Origin of the sequence: Nonomuraea sp. CA-141351, assembly GCF_050944675.1 — a bacterium.
Classification (GTDB): Bacteria; Actinomycetota; Actinomycetes; order Streptosporangiales; family Streptosporangiaceae; genus Nonomuraea.
Map to the genome: position 1 here is coordinate 5672850 of NZ_CP191982.1, position 15002 is coordinate 5687851.

Genomic DNA, 15002 nt, shown 5'->3' on the forward strand with positions numbered 1-15002 from the left:
ATGACGAACGACCTGGCGACCCTCGTGAGACAGGCACAGGACGACGATCCGCTGCTGGCACTGCACGCCACCACCGCGCTGCGCCGCGAGATCGAGCGTCTGGAGGCGGTCCAGGTGCGGCGTGCCAGGGTGGCGGGGCTGGCGTGGGCGCAGATCGCCGACGCGATCGGGGTCAGCAAGCAGGCCGTGCACAAGAAGTACGGCCGCCGCTAGCCCTTCCACTGGCCGGCGAACCAGCGCAGCGCGATGTTCCAGGAGTAGCCGCGCCGGATGCGCCCGGCCACGTCCGGGGGCAGCGTGTCCAGGCCGCGGTGCTCCAGCATCACCTCGGTGCCGCCCTCGACCGGGCTGAAGGCCACCTCGATCTCCATCCGGCCGCTCTCGTTGATGAGGTCGGCCCAGACGAGGCGGCGCGGCGGCTCCCAGGCGATGATCTTGCCCGTGTCGACGTGGCCGCCGTCGGACCACAGCTCGCGCAGGTAGCCGTCCTCGAGGCGGATGCCCACCGCGCGGGCCGGGTCGACCCAGCTGTGGAGGCCGCGTACGTACCAGCGGTCGATCTCGTCGGTGAAGATCCGGAACGTCCGGAACGCGGTCGCCGGATCGACCGGGACGGTGACGCCGGCCCGGACGGAGCTCACCGGCCCCGCTCCACGTGGTCCTTGAACGAGCCGAGCTGCTCGGCCCAGAACGCCTGCACCTGGTCCAGCCAGGCCTGCAGCGCGGCGAACGGCTCCTGGCGCAGCGTGTAGAGGCGCAGCCGGGCGTCGGCGCCGCCCGCCTCGGCGCGTACGAGACCGCCCGCCCGCAGCACGCGCAGGTGCCTGCTGAGGGCGGGGGCGCTCATCTGCACGGCCTGCGCCAGCTCGCCTGCCGGTCGCGGTCCTTCACGCAGCAGGTCGATGACCTTGCGCCGGGTGGGGTCGGCGAGCGCGGCCAGCGTGGCGTCCACATCGTTAACGTTGGTGTTAATTGTTGCCTGCTTTCGTTACGCTGTTAATCTTTAACGATAGCGGCAATTATTGCGGAAGCGCGTACGTGAGTGTCGCCACCGCCACTGTCGCCGGACCGCGCCGCGGCTGCTCGGCAGAGCGGGCACCCGCGACGACGAGATCGACAACGGCTGGGGGAACCGCCAGAGACCGACAACCCGTTGACCGTTGCACTGCTACGCCGCAGAGGACGCCGGTGCGGCCACCGAAGCACTGCCTCCCTTGGGGGAAGATCAGGTAGGCGGTGCGACTGACACGGTACGGTGGTTGACGGGGGGAGGCGTCCGAGAGGCGGATCAGGAGCAGCCGGGCCTCTTCCGACGCGAGCACGAGACGTACCTGCACGTCACGAACATCGCCGTGCCTATGGGCTTCGGCTGATGCCGTCAGGTCGACGGTCATCCTCTGGCGGGGCTAGTCGGGGGCCTTGACGGTGGCGATGCCGAGGGTGCTGGTCATCGGCAGGAGCCCGGCCTCGAAGACCGCGCCGAGGAACGGGGAGGCGAGCTGAGCCAGGCGCTCGGCGCGTTCGTCGCCCAGCAGCCGCCACGGCTCGGCGGCCAGCTCGTCGGTCATCCGCTCCACCTGGTCGCGAAGTGCCCGTCCCTGCTCGGTGGCCTGCCCGTCGGGGCCGACCAGGCCGCGCGCGGCCAGCCGTTCCCGGGCGGCGTTCCACTCCTGCTCGCTCCAGCCGCGCCCGGCGAAGTTGGCCACCGGGGCGGCGTCGATCGCGGCGAACGACACCAGCGACTCGCAACCGTCCAGCCCGGCCGCCTGCAGCGCCGCCAGGTGGCCGTCGCCGCGGTGCTCGCGCAGCACGGTGGCGGCCTGCCACAGCACCAGGTGCGGCTCGGCGGGCCAGGGCAGGTCCAGGTTGGCCGCCGCGAGCGGCCGCCCGGCCACCGTCACGCTCTCCGCGGCCCGTCTGGCCAGCTCCGCCGCCTCCGTCACGTCCGGCCCGGTCACCTTGTCGCCCAGCAGGTGGCGGTAGGTCCTGTCGACCGCGGTCAGCCGCGCGTCGAGCACCCGCTCGGGAGAGGCGACCTTCCAGACCGCGGGCACGTGCTCGCCGATCGTGCGCGGACTGAAGCTGTAGTACGCCGCCGTGGCCAGCCGGCTGCCCGCGCGCCCGAGCGGGGCCGTGCGGTAGGCGAAGTAGCTCGGCCAGCGGGACTCCACGTCGTAGCCGAGCGCGGCCGCCTCCTCGAACGCCTGCGGCGAGAAGTACAGCACAGCGTGGATCGGCTCGAGCTGATGCCACATGCGGCGGGCGAGCCTGGACGATGCACTCATGGCAATCCCTCACTGTCTAGATAAGCTATGCCAGTGACGATAGAGGCTTGGCGCATCACTGGTCAATCGCAAATAGACAGTTATGTCGGCAGGTGGGCGGAGCTGGCCGTCCTGCTGGTCAACGAGCTGTCCGTCGCCCGGGCCCACGGCCGTCCCGTGGACCCGCCGGCCGACCGGCGGGCGGCGCTGGAGCAGGCGTTGACCCGCCAGGGCTGGACCCCCGGCCGCGCGCTGACCGGCGTGGACGCCGACCGGCTCGCCGGTGTGGCCGCCGAGCTGCACCCGGCGTTCACCGGCGACGTCGCCACGCTCAACGAGGCCCTGGTGCGCCACGCGGCCGTGCCCAACCTGCACGGCGACCCACCCGTCCTGGCCTTCCACGCGCCCGGGGCGGATCTGGTGGACGCCTGGGCGGCCGACGCCGCCACCGCCCTGGCCATGGTGATCGGTGTCGGCCAGGGGCGGCGGCTGCGTAGCTGCGAGGCGGACGGGTGCGAACTGGTCTTCATGGACATCACCAGGAACGCCTCGCGCAGGTTCTGCGGCCTGTCCTGCCAGAACCGCGCCAAGGCCAGCGCCTACCGCGCCCGCCGCCGCGCCTGAGTCGCCTTGTAGGTGGATTGGACGGCGCCTGCGTCGAGACGTGGCCGAGTGGCCCGAACGGCGGCACCCCGTCCCAGGAGGGCGGGGACGGTGGTGATGGTGATCTCGTCGATCAAACCCGCGCGCAGAAAGGTGCGATGACCTGGCCGCCGTCGACGTACACGCTCTTGGTGCCGTGCTCGGCCAGAGCGTGGAGAAGTCGGCCGAGGTCGTGGTGGACGGTGACGGGCAGGTCGGCATCCCTCCTCGAGGATTTTGTCGGTGAGGGCGGCCAGGATGTACGCCATGGCTTCATGGCAGGAGTTCGAACGGCAGGCGCCGGAGCTGGCCGAGGCGGCGCGGCGCGTGCTGGACACGTGCAAGCACAGGGTGCTGGCCACCTTGCGCAAGGACGGCTCGCCCCGGGTCAGCGGCATCGAGACCACGTTCAGGGACGGCGAGCTGTGGACGGGGTCGATGTCCGGCGCGGTCAAGGTTCACGACCTGCGGCGGGATCCGCGCATGGCGATCCACGTCGCCTCCCCCGAGCCCGATACGGCCGATCCGTCGTCGTGGGAGGGCGATGTGAAGCTGGCCGGTCGGGCCGTGGAGGTCGCCGATGAGGCGGCGCTGACCAGCCCGGAGTCGCACCTGTTCCGGATCGAGCTGACCGAGGTGGTGTGGACGCGGGTCGACGGTGACGAGCTCGTCATGACCACCTGGCACGAGGGGGCGGCTGTGAGGGAGATCCGGCGTAAGTAATCTACAAAGTAAAGGCGCCCGGTTCGGTCGGCTGACCGTCAGTGCACGGAGAAGCCGCCGTCCACGAAGAGCACCTGGCCGGTGACAAAGGCGGAGGCGTCACTGGCCAGGAACACCGCCGCGCCCGCGAAGTCCTCGGGCACGCCGTTGCGGCCCACCATGTGGCGGGCGGCGAGCGCCTCGACGCGGCCCGGGATGGCCTGGGCCGGCTCGGTGAGCGGCGTCAGCACGAAGCCGGGGATGATCGTGTTGACGCACACGCCGCGGGGCGACCAGGCCTCGGCCTGGGAGCGGGTCAGGCCGGCGATGGCGGCCTTGGCGGCGCCGTACGCGCCGCTGTCTCCGAAGGCGCTGATGGACTGCTGGGAGCCGAGGTTGATGATGCGGCCCCGGCCGCGGGCGGCCATCTCCGGCCCGAAGTGCTGGCCGAGGAGGTAGGGGGCGGTGAGGTTCACGGCGATGGTGAGCTCGTAGTCATCGACGGTGAGCTCGGCCATGGGCTTGCGGATGTTGTTGCCGGCGTCGTTGACGAGGATGTCGATGTCGCCGGCCGTGGCGCACACGCGCTGGACGTCGTCGCGGTCGGCGAGGTCGGCGCTGATCCAGGAGGCGGTGACGCCGTGCTCGCGCAGCCGGGCGACGGCCTTGTCGAGCTCGCTCTCCCTGCGGGCCACCACCACGATCTCGGCCCCGGCCCGGCCGATGGCCTCGGCGATGGCGTAACCGATGCCGGAGCTGCCGCCGGTCACGAGGGCACGCCTGCCGTCGAGGGAGAACAGGTCCCGCAGATAGTCAGACACGATCGGACAAGCTAGCACCCTCGCTCTGGGGGCTCGCCGTTGGCCATGGTGCCGAGGCGCGCCCGCCCGGTGCGGTGCCGTAAGGTCGGCACGAATCCGGCTGCGACGGCCCTGCTGGCACAACCTTCGGCAAAGGATCACGAAGGCGCTGTTTCGGGCGGTTCCGGGGCGGAATGACCTGTTCGGTCATGACTACCGCACAAGCTCCCGCTGACGATGCTGACGGCCATGGCGCGGCGGGCGCGTCACCGTGGCCGTGGGCGTACTGACCGGCCACGTCGCCGGCTGAGGGGATGATCATGTACGGGGTGCATTCGGAGGTCGGCAGGTTGCGGAAGGTCATCCTGCATCGGCCGGAGCTGAGCCTGCGGCGGCTGACTCCGGGCAACCGCGAGCAGTTGCTGTTCGACGACATCCTCTGGGTCGAGCACGCCGAGCGCGAGCACGACGAGTTCGCCGCCCTGCTGCGGGAGCGGGGCGTCGAGGTCTTCTACCACCAGGAGCTGCTTGCGCAGGCGCTGGATGCCGGGTTCGAGGCCAAGCAGCATGCCGTGGAGGAGGCGGTCACCCATCTGACCCTCGGCCCGGCCCTGGTGGACGGGGTACGGGAGACGCTGGCGGGCTGGAGCGGCCAGAAGCTGGCCGCGCATCTCATCGGCGGGCTGACCAAGCAGGAGTACGGGATCGAGGGCCTGGAGTCGCGCTCGCTGGTGGCCGCCTCGGCGCGGGCCGGCCAGTTCGTGCTGCCGCCGCTGCCGAACTCCCTCTACCAGCGTGACCCGGCGGCCTGGCTGTACGGAGGGGTGTCGCTCAATCCGATGTTCTTCCACGCGCGGCGGCTGGAGACCATGAACCAGAGCACGATCTACCACTTTCACCCGATGTTCGCGGGCGGGGACTTCGCCTTCTGGTACCCGTACGAAGGAGATGACAGCCGTTTCGACGAGGAGGACTACGGCACTGCCGCGATGGAGGGCGGCGACATGATGCCCATCGGCAACAGGACAGTGGTGATCGGCTTGAGTGAGCGCACCAACGCCCGCACGGTGGAGCACGTGGCGCTGTCGCTGTTCGCCGGGGGCGCGGTCGAACGGGTGATCGCCGTGGAGGTGCCCAGGCGTCGCTCCTACATGCACCTGGACACTGTCTTCACGTTCCTGGACGTGGACAAGGCCGCGGTCTACCCGCCCTTCCTGGAGACCGCCGCCACCTACTCGCTGCGCCCGGCCGACAAGCCGGGCACGCTGGACGTGCGTACCGAGGCGAGCTTCGTGGGGGCGGTGCAGGAGGCGCTGGGGATCGGCCGGCTGGAGCTGATCGCCACCGGCGGCGACGAGTACCAGCAGGCCCGCGAGCAGTGGGACTCGGGCAACAACTTCTTCGCGCTGGAGCCTGGGGTCGTGGTGGGCTATCACAAGAACCAGTTCACCAACCGGCAGTTGCGTGAGCACGGCGTCGAGGTGATCGAGATCGAGGGGTTCGAGCTGGGCAAGGGCCGCGGCGGCGCCCACTGCATGACCTGCCCGATCCAGCGCGACCCCGTCTGACGGCAGTCGCAGGCCGGTTGACGTTGCGCGCGGACGCGTACGGAGTTAAGCTCGGATGCTCCATTTTGCACGCACGAGCTCCACAGCCCTCCGGTTAGGAGTATACCACCGAATGACTAATCGTCAAGATGGTCTCGCGGAAGCCCTTGACAGCGAACAGCGCACTGTGTCCTGGCTGTACGGCAGGCTCGACGCCGCCAGGGGGCACGCGCAGGCGGCGCTTCGTGAGGTGTACGCCAGGGCCGGCGGCACCCGCCAGGCGATGGTCGAGCGCGAGGCGATGGCCTCGGAGCAGGCCAGGAGGCTGGCCCAGCTCAACGCGGTCGAGCGCGGCCTGTGCTTCGGCCGCATCGACGACGCCTCGGGCGCCAGCACGTACGTCGGCAGGATCGGGCTGCGCGACGAGGACCACGAGTCGGTCCTGATCGACTGGCGGGCCCCGGCCGCCCGCCAGTTCTACGTGGCCACGGCCACCGATCCGGGTGGGCTGGTGCGCCGCAGGCACCTGCATCTGAAAGATCGCACGGTGGTCGGCATCGACGACGAGGTGTTCGACCTGGAGAGGATGAGCGACGGCGACAGGCGCGCGCTCGTGGGCGAGGCGGCGCTGCTGGCGGCGCTGCGGCGGGGCAGGACGGGCCGGATGGGCGACGTGGTGGCCACCATCCAGACCGAGCAGGACCGGGTCATCCGCGCCTCGCTGCAGGGGGCGCTGGTGGTGCAGGGCGGGCCGGGCACCGGCAAGACGGTGGCGGCGCTGCACCGGGCGGCGTACCTGCTCTACACCCACCGCGACACGCTCGAGCGGCGCGGCGTCCTGGTGGTGGGCCCCAACCCGATGTTCCTGCGCTACATCAGCCAGGTGCTGCCGGCGCTGGGAGAGACGCAGGTGGTGATGACCACGGTCGGGGAGATGTTCCCGGGGGTGCGGGTGAGCGCGGCCGACACTCCGGCGGCGGCGGTGGTCAAGGGCGACGTGCGGATGGCCGAGGTGGTCGCCCGCGCGCTGGAGCTGCGCCAGGGGGTGCCCCAGGGCGACCTGGTGGTCGAGCTGGACGGGCTGCTCCTGCGGGTCCCGCGCGAGAGGTGCATGCGGCTGCGCGACCGGGCGCGGGCGGTGCGCCTGCCGCACAACATGGCGCGCAAGCTGTACGTCACCGAGATGCTCAAGGAGCTGGCCAAGGCCGAGGCGCGGGCCCTGGAGGAGTCGCTGCACATCGAGGAGCTGGTCATCGAGGGCGAGCCGGAGCTGTCGCAGCCGCTCGACCTGGAGGGCGACCTGGACGAGCTGGATCTGGAGCTGGCCTCGCAGCGGCTGTGGGGCGAGCCGGCGATACGGCGGGCAGTGGACGAGCTGTGGCCGGAGCTGACGCCGCAGCGGCTGATCTCCGAGCTGCTGTCGTCGTTCGACACGCTCTGGGCGGTGGCGCCCTCGGGCCTGGAGTGGCACGAGCTGCTGCGCCCGTCGGAGGCCGAGTGGACGGCCGGGGACGTGCCGCTGCTGGACGAGGCCGCCGAGCTGCTGGGCGAGGACGACTCGGCCCGCCGGGTGGCGGCCCGGCAGGCTTCGCAGGAGCTGGCTTCGGAGGAGCTGTACGCGCAGGAGGTGCTGCAGTCGACCGGGGTGCTGGAGGAGGGCATCTTCGATCGGGCCGACGTGCTGGCCGAGCGGCACGCCGACGACGGGCTCGCCCTGACCACGGCCGACCGGGCGGCGGCGGATCGGACGTGGGCGTACGGGCATGTGATCGTGGACGAGGCGCAGGAGCTGTCGCCGATGGCCTGGCGGATGATCATGCGGCGGGTGCCGGCGAAGTCGCTGACCGTGGTGGGCGACCTGGCGCAGACCGGGTCGGCGGCGGGCGCGCGCTCGTGGGGTGAGGTGCTGGACCCGCACCTGGCGGGGCGCTGGCGCGAGGAGCGGCTGCTGGTCAACTACCGTACGCCGGTGGAGATCATGGCGGTGGCCGCGGACGTCCTGCGGGCGTTCGCGCCGGACCAGGAGCCGCCGGAGTCGGTACGCGAGGGCGGCGCCCGGCCGCGCGCGGTGCGCATGCCGTTGTCCGGGCTGCCCGGCCTGGTGGGCGAGGAGGTCGCCTTGATCGGCGAGGGCCGGGTGGGCGTGGTCTCCTCGAACGCCCGCCACGCGGAGGTCCGCGCGCTGTTCCCTGAGGCGGATCTCGACGCGCCGGTGGTGGCCCTGACGGTCGGGCAGGCCAAGGGGCTGGAGTTCGACGCGGTCGTGGTCGTGGATCCGGCGGGCATCCTGGGGCAGTCCCCGATGGGGGGCCAGGACCTGTACGTGGCGGTGACGCGGGCGACGCGGCGGCTGACGGTGGTGCACGAGGGCGATCTGCCGGAGGTGCTGTCGCGGCTGACTACGGAATCTACATTGTAAAGGCGCGGGGCTTGAGCATGTTCCTCCCTGCCGTCGATCAGACAAGCCCAGCCGCCGAGGAGCATGCCCAGGGCCTCAGGACTGACCGCAAGTCGCAGGACAGAACTTGACCTCCGGGTAGCGCGAGGACGGCTTGTCCAGGATGGGCTGCCGCTGCGACTTCAGGTGCTGGTCGAGGAAGGCCGCCACGTAGGTGTGGGTGAGCTCGGCGGCGCGCGCCGCGGGCAGAACCCCGGAGGGGGTCTTGATGCCGAGGGCGCCCGCCATCAGCGGGCTGTCGGTGAAGGACTGGTGTTCCGCGCCCGACAGCACGATCCAGCGCTTCCACCCGGTCAGCAGCTTCCAGTCGCGGTCCCACGAATTGTCGCGGCCGCCGGGCGTGTGCGGTGGCGAACCCATGAACATGAACGGCCGGGAGAGGCCGCTCTTGGGGATCCGGGCGTAGGTGGTGCCGTCCATGTCGATTCCGGCGCGCACTCGGGAGTCCTTCACCATGGCCGCCACGGCGCTCGCCCCGCCGATCGAGTGGCCCACCATCGCGATGCGGGATCGGTCGATCAGGTCAGAACCGTCCCACTTCGATGGCAGCTGGTCGAGCACGAAGGAGACGTCGGCCGCCCGTCCCTGGACCACCCCCGTGCCGAAGCCCGGGTCGGCGTCGCTGTCGCACGCGAGGCATTCGGCGACCCGCCCGCCGGGCAGGGTCGTGGCATAGCTCTCGTAGGTGTGGTCGATCCCGGCCACGATGTACCCTCGGCTGGCCAGGTCCTCGGCCAGGGACGTGAGTGTGCTCATCGGTTGGGTGAAGCCGGGGGAGAGCACCACCAGCGGAAGCTTCCGCCCCGCCGGTTCGGCGTCTTTGACGGCGTTCGTCCGCGTCTTGCTCAGCGTGTCGTACGGCACGTCCGTGACCCTCAAGCCCTTCAGGGTGAGCTCCGACTCCTTCGGCGTCATGTACGGCGCCCGCTGCCCGTCCCGCTGCTTGGTCGGGTACCACAGGGTGACCTTGAGCTCCCTGGCGTCGGCGTCGAGGTTCCAGGGATCGGGGCGGGAGAGGTCTTTCAGGTACAGGGCGGTGGTGCCCACCGGATGGGCGCCGGTCGGGGCGGGCAGGGTGGCGGGTCCGGTCGGCGTGGCCGACGGGCCGGCAGCAGACCGGGGTGGTGCGGGTGCGGAGCAGGCGGACGCGGTGAGGACGGCCAGTCCCACGGCGACGGCCAGGATCTGTCTCATGGAGAGGTCCATTCACTTGTGCAGCAAGGTCAGGGCCTTCGCCAGGGCGGCGTCGCGCCCGGCTGCCGCGTCCTCGGGGGTCAGGGGCACGTAGTGGTCGGGTGGGACGCCGATCCGGTCGATCACCTCGCGGTCGGGCCCGAGGTGATGCCTCGATGGGAAGCCCAGCAGGGTGTTGTTGCCGAGCAGGTACGACTGCGCCGGGCCGGAGATGACCCCGGCGGTTCTGGTGCCGACCAGCCGGCCGGCACGCAGGTCCTTGACCGCGGAGCTGAAGTGCTCGCAGGCCGAGGCGCAGCTGCGGTCGGTGAGCACCACCAGCGGCAGGTTGAGCAGTTCCACGGTGTCGTCGGTCCGCGAGGCCGCGCACCTGCCGTCCACGGTGCACTGGAAGGCGGTGACCTTGCCGTGCACGAACGCGCTCAGCAGCCGGATCGCCTCGGTGGGGCTGCCGCCGCCGTTGCCGCGCAGGTCCAGCACAACGCCGGACAACGTCCGGCCGGTGCGCACCCTGGAGATCGCCTTGAGAACCCTGTTCGCGGAGTCGGGCGCGAATCCGGTCAGCCGTACATAGGCGATGTCGTCATCCAGCAGCTTCGACCTCACCACTTGCAGGGCGGCCAGGTCTCGCTGGTAGAGGCCGGGTTTGAGCGTCACGCTCCAGCGGCGGCCGGTGCTCTGCCGCAGGAGCCGCAGCCGGACCGGGCGGGCTTGCGGGTATTGCGGGTAGAGGGCGGCGATCGCGGGGGTGGCCTTCCCGTCGATGAAGGGCGCCGATCCGTTGATCGATTCGATGATGTCGCCTGGGCGCAGCCCGGCCGCTCGCGCCGCGCCGCCCTGCACGGTGGTGACGAACAGCGGGGGGAGGGCGACGCCGGGGTTGCCGTCCACCTGCGGGCCGTTGACGTTCGCCTGGAGACCCAGGCCGTAGCCGTCGCCGTCGTAGTAGCCGGGCGGCCGCTTGACGTCGTGCGTCCAGCGGGCGTGGTTGTCGCCGAGGCCGGCCACGATGGCCTCGAGGGTGACGACGGCCAGCTTGTCGCGCAGGCCGGGCACCTGATCGGTGGTCTTGCGGTAGGTGGTCTCGAAGGCGGCCCAGTCGGCTTTGCGGTCTCCGGTCAGCGCCGGCATGGTGGCCTCGGGTACGTCGCGTCCGTCGCGGTTGAGCTCCTGGGTCAGGGCGACGAATCCGGCGCTCAGCAGCGAGCGGGCGTCCAGTGTCGCGCCGCTGTAGTAGTTGCCGAGGATGCAGAAGTACGCCTGCTCGATGACGTCGATCGTGGTGGGCGTCTCCGCGCCGGGGGCTCCTTGGGGCGCCGCGCAGGCCGTACTGGCTGCGGTGCTCGCCTGGCTGCGCGGCGGCGTCGGCGCCGTGCAGGCCGCCGCCAGGAGGAGGGCGAGCCCGGCTGCCACGGTTTTGACGGTCATGACAGGCGCCTGCGGATCCACCAGAAGCACAACCACGTGAGGCCGAGGGTGAGCAGGGCGTAGATCCCGGTCTCGGTCCACTGGAACGGCCAGAAGCGCTCAAGGGGCTGGTAGGTCACCTTCTGCCGGTAGCCGAGCCTGCTGATCTCAGCCGGGCACGCGCGCGGTCCTGCTCCCCGCGGTGAGCAGGGTCCCGAGGTCGTGGAGACCTGGACGGCGCCTCCGTCGTCGCCGCCGATCGAGCGTCCGGACGGATCGACCAGGTCGTTGGACAGGACCCAGGCACCCGCGTGGCCGGGAACGACCGACTTCAGGAAAAGCCGCGGAGTTCCACCTCCGTCCCGTGACATGGAGATCCCATCCATGTTCGCCTCGCTGATCTCGAAGGTCGAGGTGACCGGGGGCATCAGGTGGGGCCGGACCAGCAGCGGCATGGCGAGCTGGATCGCGGCGAAGACGGCCAGGGTGAGGGCCATGGCGGGCAGTGTGCGGCGCACCAGCATGCCCACGGTCACGCCCAGGACGAAGGCGAAGGCCGCATACCCCATCGGGGCGATGCCGCGCGCGCCGAACACCAGGGGAGCCATCAGGGCCAAGCCCTCCGGGGCCGACTTGTCCAAGGGTGCGGACCACCAGGTCACCGCGAGGCCGCACAGGCCGGCGGCGGCCATGGCGGTCAGGCCGGTGAGCCCGAGCTTGACCGCCAGCCAGCGGCTGCGGGTGATGCTCTGGTTCCACACCAGCAGGTGCGTGCCTGCCTCCAGCTCGCGGGTGATCAACGGTGCTCCCCAGAAGAGCCCGACGAGAGCGGGCAGGAGCAGCACGACGAGGCTGACGGCCACGAAGGGGGTGTCGTACTGGCCGAAGAAGCGGTCGAAGAAGCGGACGCAGGTGTCGTCCTGGGTACAGGCGGCGATCCCGGCGGAGTAGTCGGAGGCCAGGCCGGGGCCGGTCAGGGCCAGGACGACGGTGAGGATGACGAGTACGGCGGCCATCATCGCGGCCGAGCCGCGGAGCTGGCGCCAGGTCAGCCAGATCATCGCTGTACCTCCAGGGCGACTCGCCGGTTCTCGGCGGTGTGCCTGTCCATGTAGGCCAGGACGAGGTCTTCCAGGCTGAGCTGGGTGACCGTCCAGGCGGGGTCGTGGATCGGGGCGTCGGTGCGGACGACGATGGTGCTCTGCCGGTCGGTGTGGCGCGCGGAGACCACATGCTGGTCGGCGGGCAGGCGATCGGGGTCGCGACGTGGACCGGTGAGCCGGTGATGGGTGGCCAGGAGCTTGTCGACCTCTCCGGCCACCTCGACGCGCGAGTCGACGAGGACGATCAGGTAGTCGCAGACTCGTTCCAGGTCGGAGACCAGGTGGGAGGAGAGCACGACGCTGAGCTCGTGCTCGACGGTGGCCTCCATCAGGATCTGCAGGAACTCGCGGCGGGCGAGCGGGTCGAGTGAGGCGACGGGCTCGTCCAGGATCAGCAGTTCGGGCCGTTTGGCCAGGCCCAGGGTGAGGGCGAGCTGGGCGCGCTGGCCGCCGGACAGTTTTCCCGCCCGATGGGCGGGGTCGAGGCCGAGCTGCTGGATGCGTTCTCGTGCGAGCGCGGCGTCCCAGCCGGGATTGAGCCGTGCTCCTAATTGCAGGTGGTCGGCGATGCTGAGCCCGGCGTAGACGGGGGTGTCCTGGGCGACGAAGCCGACCTTGGCCAGCTGTGCCGGGCCGCCGGCGGGGTGGCCGCCGAGCACGGTGATGGTGCCTGAGGTCGGTTGCAGCTGGCCGCAGGCCAGTTTCAGCAGCGTGGTCTTGCCGGCCCCGTTGGGGCCGACCAGTCCGACGACGTGGCCGGCGGGGATGTCGATGGTGCAGTCTGTCAGCGCCCAGCGCTTGCCGTACTTCTTGCCCAGCCCCTGGGCCCGCAGGACAGCGGTGCTGTGTTTACTGATGCCCTGGCTTGGCTCGGTCATGCTATGTCCTCCTGCGAGGCGGTCCGAAAGGTGGTCATGAACAGGGCCTCGATGCTTTCGTCGTCGAGGCCGGCCAGGCGGGCCTTGGCCAGCCAGCGCCGTAGGTCCTGGCGCAGCGGGCCGTGCGCGGCCAGCGAGGCGTCGGTCAGCGTTTTGGTCACGAACGTCCCGACGCCCGGCCGGGCGGCTGCCAGGCCCTCGTGCTCGAGTTCCCGGTAGGCCTTGAGCACCGTGTTGGGGTTGATCGCCAGCCGCGCCACCACGTCCTTGACGGTCGGAAGCTGGTCACCCTCACGCAGCAGACCCAGCCGCAGCGCCTGCCGGACCTGATGGACCAGCTGCAGGTACGGCGAGACACCGGACCTGCCGTCCAGATGGAACTCGATCACTGCACCTCCATTTATCTAGGCTCCTAGTACTTTAGAGTCCTAGATGTTAAAGGATCATAAGGATCGCTGCGGCGGCTGGACGCTGCACCAGGAGGGGCCTTCACATAGCCGCGCTCAGGTGCGCAAGAAACGTCAACGCGTGTACCTGGTGGCAGAAGTCTTGCCGACACCCCGAACTCGCCTGCGCCGTTCATGGCTGGCAGCATCGACGCTGTGAGGGCCGGGGAGGAGATGACGCCGCACTTCGCCGTTCGCGAGGGGTACGCGCTCTATCGCGGTCCGTCGACGGACAGCGCCATGCATCGTCATGCCGCCTTCCAGGTCGCCATCGCCTTCCAGGGCGAGGTGGCCATGGCGGACGATTCCAATGATCTGCATCATGCCGCGGCGCTGATCGTGCCACCGATGACGCGGCATCGGATGCTCGCAGCGGGGAGCCTGCTCACGTTCTTCGTCGAGCCGCACTGCGCGTTCGCCGACTGGCTGCGCGAGCGGTGCGGCGACGGCATCACCGCCGCCGCCGAGCTGCGTGGCCTCGGTGAGGAGGATGTCCGCCGCGCTGGCGCGCACCCGTCCAGCGGGCTCGACTCCCGCCTGCTGGCGGCGATGGACCTGCTTGCGGATCGGGGGGAGCCGATGCCGCGCCTGGCTGCGGAAGTCGGACTTTCGCCCCAACGCCTGCGCGCCCTGGCGCGGCATCAGCTGGGCATGCCGCTTGCACGCTGGCGTATCTGGCTGCGCCTGCGCCGCGCGGCTGAGGCTCTGCGCGAGGGGCAGTCGCCGGCCGACGCGGCGATCACAGGCGGCTTCGCCGACCAGGCGCACTTCACCCGGCGGATGCGCGAGATGATGGGCCTCACGCCGGCCGCCGTGCTGCCGGTGCTGCGCCCGTCAATCGCGGCGAGCGACGTAGACCGAGATGGATCCGCTGAGCGTTGACACGACCTCGGCCTCGCGCACGTCACGGAACCCGGCTTCGGACATCAGCCTGGGCAGAACGCCGTCGGCGTTGGGCTGGGTGTCGGCTGTGCCGTCCGCGAGCTGCACGAGGCGGAACGCCAGGCGCATCAGCCTCGTGCGCTGCAGCCCGTAGTCGGCGACCACCAGCTTCCCGCCGGGCCGCAGCACCGCGTACATCGAGGCGAGTATCGCCCGCTTCATCGCGATCGGGCATTGATGCAGGACAAGGCTGGAGACAACCGTGCTCGCCGAGCTGGCACCCAGGATCTCCTCCAGCACATCACCCATGCCGGCCCGCCATTGCAGCGCCGCGCCGGCGGCATCGGCCTTGCGCCGCGCCATCGCCAGCACGTCGGGGTCGGGGTCGACACCGACGAGACGCGCCCGCGGCTCGACACGGTTCAGCAGCAGCGCCAACGAGCCGGTGCCGCAGCCCACGTCGATGATCACGTCGTCGGGTTGGGGAGCCACGTGCATCGCGAGCAGGCTGCGCCACAGGCGCTCGCGCAGCAGGGCGGCCACCGGGTCATAGAGACGCGTGGGGGCGAAGCGGCCCAGCGCGGGGGTGAAAGCTCGATCGGTCATGCCGGAAGTCTCGGCGGCGCGGCACCGCACGGTCTTGAACGAACCGCTCGCACTGCGGAGAGCTTCGCCCATG

Annotated in this window: 16 protein-coding genes; 6 read left to right on the forward strand and 10 right to left on the reverse strand. The window is 70.8% G+C overall.

Annotated elements, in window-relative coordinates:
• On the forward strand, positions 1-213 hold the full coding sequence (locus ACQPWU_RS26740; protein WP_345002864.1) for a hypothetical protein: 213 nt from the start codon (positions 1-3) through the stop codon (positions 211-213).
• Here the strand turns inward: ACQPWU_RS26740 and ACQPWU_RS26745 are convergent.
• From ACQPWU_RS26745 to ACQPWU_RS26755, 3 genes are all read right to left on the reverse strand, one after another.
• Entirely contained in the window at positions 210-641 is a 432-nt protein-coding gene (locus ACQPWU_RS26745; RefSeq protein ID WP_433444456.1) for an SRPBCC domain-containing protein, read from the reverse strand. The genes ACQPWU_RS26740 and ACQPWU_RS26745 overlap by 4 nt on opposite strands.
• On the reverse strand, positions 638-952 hold the full coding sequence (locus ACQPWU_RS26750) for an ArsR/SmtB family transcription factor (protein WP_433444457.1): 315 nt from the start codon (positions 950-952) through the stop codon (positions 638-640). The genes ACQPWU_RS26745 and ACQPWU_RS26750 overlap by 4 nt, the downstream gene beginning before the upstream one ends.
• A 454-nt stretch (positions 953-1406) precedes the next feature.
• Positions 1407-2285: an SCO6745 family protein gene (locus tag ACQPWU_RS26755; protein WP_433444458.1), complete on the reverse strand. Its 879-nt coding sequence runs from the start codon at positions 2283-2285 to the stop codon at positions 1407-1409.
• Between the two features lie 33 nt (positions 2286-2318).
• On the opposite strand from ACQPWU_RS26755, the gene ACQPWU_RS26760 reads away from it, so the two are divergent.
• Positions 2319-2888, forward strand: a complete 570-nt coding sequence (locus ACQPWU_RS26760; RefSeq protein WP_433444459.1) for a CGNR zinc finger domain-containing protein — start codon at positions 2319-2321, stop codon at positions 2886-2888.
• A 285-nt stretch (positions 2889-3173) separates the two neighbouring features.
• On the forward strand, positions 3174-3629 hold the full coding sequence (locus ACQPWU_RS26765; protein WP_433444460.1) for a pyridoxamine 5'-phosphate oxidase family protein: 456 nt from the start codon (positions 3174-3176) through the stop codon (positions 3627-3629).
• A gap of 38 nt (positions 3630-3667) precedes the next feature.
• On the opposite strand, the gene ACQPWU_RS26770 is transcribed toward ACQPWU_RS26765, so the two are convergent.
• Complete coding sequence (locus tag ACQPWU_RS26770) at positions 3668-4429, reverse strand: SDR family NAD(P)-dependent oxidoreductase (protein ID WP_433444461.1); 762 nt, start codon at positions 4427-4429, stop codon at positions 3668-3670.
• A gap of 299 nt (positions 4430-4728) precedes the next feature.
• Between ACQPWU_RS26770 and ACQPWU_RS26775 the strand changes: the two genes are divergently transcribed.
• On the forward strand, positions 4729-5976 hold the full coding sequence (locus tag ACQPWU_RS26775) for an arginine deiminase (protein ID WP_433444462.1): 1248 nt from the start codon (positions 4729-4731) through the stop codon (positions 5974-5976).
• 112 nt (positions 5977-6088) lie between these two features.
• Positions 6089-8374, forward strand: coding sequence for a HelD family protein (locus tag ACQPWU_RS26780; protein WP_433444463.1), 2286 nt, complete (start codon positions 6089-6091; stop codon positions 8372-8374).
• A 75-nt stretch (positions 8375-8449) separates the two neighbouring features.
• On the opposite strand, the gene ACQPWU_RS26785 is transcribed toward ACQPWU_RS26780, so the two are convergent.
• The 5 genes from ACQPWU_RS26785 to ACQPWU_RS26805 are packed head-to-tail and all read right to left on the reverse strand — an operon-like array spanning position 8450 to position 13384.
• Positions 8450-9607 (reverse strand): alpha/beta hydrolase family protein, encoded by a 1158-nt coding sequence (locus tag ACQPWU_RS26785; RefSeq protein WP_433444464.1) that lies wholly within the window; start codon positions 9605-9607, stop codon positions 8450-8452.
• Positions 9608-9619: 12 nt separating this feature from the next.
• Entirely contained in the window at positions 9620-11035 is a 1416-nt protein-coding gene (locus ACQPWU_RS26790) for a S41 family peptidase (protein WP_433444465.1), read from the reverse strand.
• Positions 11032-12075: an ABC transporter permease gene (locus tag ACQPWU_RS26795; RefSeq protein WP_433444466.1), complete on the reverse strand. Its 1044-nt coding sequence runs from the start codon at positions 12073-12075 to the stop codon at positions 11032-11034. Before ACQPWU_RS26795 ends, ACQPWU_RS26790 begins: the two co-directional genes overlap by 4 nt.
• A complete protein-coding gene (locus tag ACQPWU_RS26800; RefSeq protein WP_433444467.1) occupies positions 12072-12995 on the reverse strand; it encodes an ABC transporter ATP-binding protein in 924 nt (307 codons plus the stop codon). Before ACQPWU_RS26800 ends, ACQPWU_RS26795 begins: the two co-directional genes overlap by 4 nt.
• Positions 12992-13384: a GntR family transcriptional regulator gene (locus tag ACQPWU_RS26805; protein WP_360708915.1), complete on the reverse strand. Its 393-nt coding sequence runs from the start codon at positions 13382-13384 to the stop codon at positions 12992-12994. Before ACQPWU_RS26805 ends, ACQPWU_RS26800 begins: the two co-directional genes overlap by 4 nt.
• A gap of 231 nt (positions 13385-13615) precedes the next feature.
• Between ACQPWU_RS26805 and ACQPWU_RS26810 the strand changes: the two genes are divergently transcribed.
• Positions 13616-14323 carry a helix-turn-helix domain-containing protein gene (locus tag ACQPWU_RS26810; protein ID WP_433444468.1) on the forward strand — a complete coding sequence of 236 codons (708 nt, stop codon included), beginning with the start codon at positions 13616-13618 and terminating at the stop codon, positions 14321-14323.
• Here the strand turns inward: ACQPWU_RS26810 and ACQPWU_RS26815 are convergent.
• Positions 14276-15001, reverse strand: a complete 726-nt coding sequence (locus tag ACQPWU_RS26815; RefSeq protein ID WP_433444469.1) for a class I SAM-dependent methyltransferase — start codon at positions 14999-15001, stop codon at positions 14276-14278. The two genes, ACQPWU_RS26810 and ACQPWU_RS26815, sit on opposite strands and share 48 nt — an antisense overlap.
• Position 15002 lies beyond the last annotated feature (1 nt).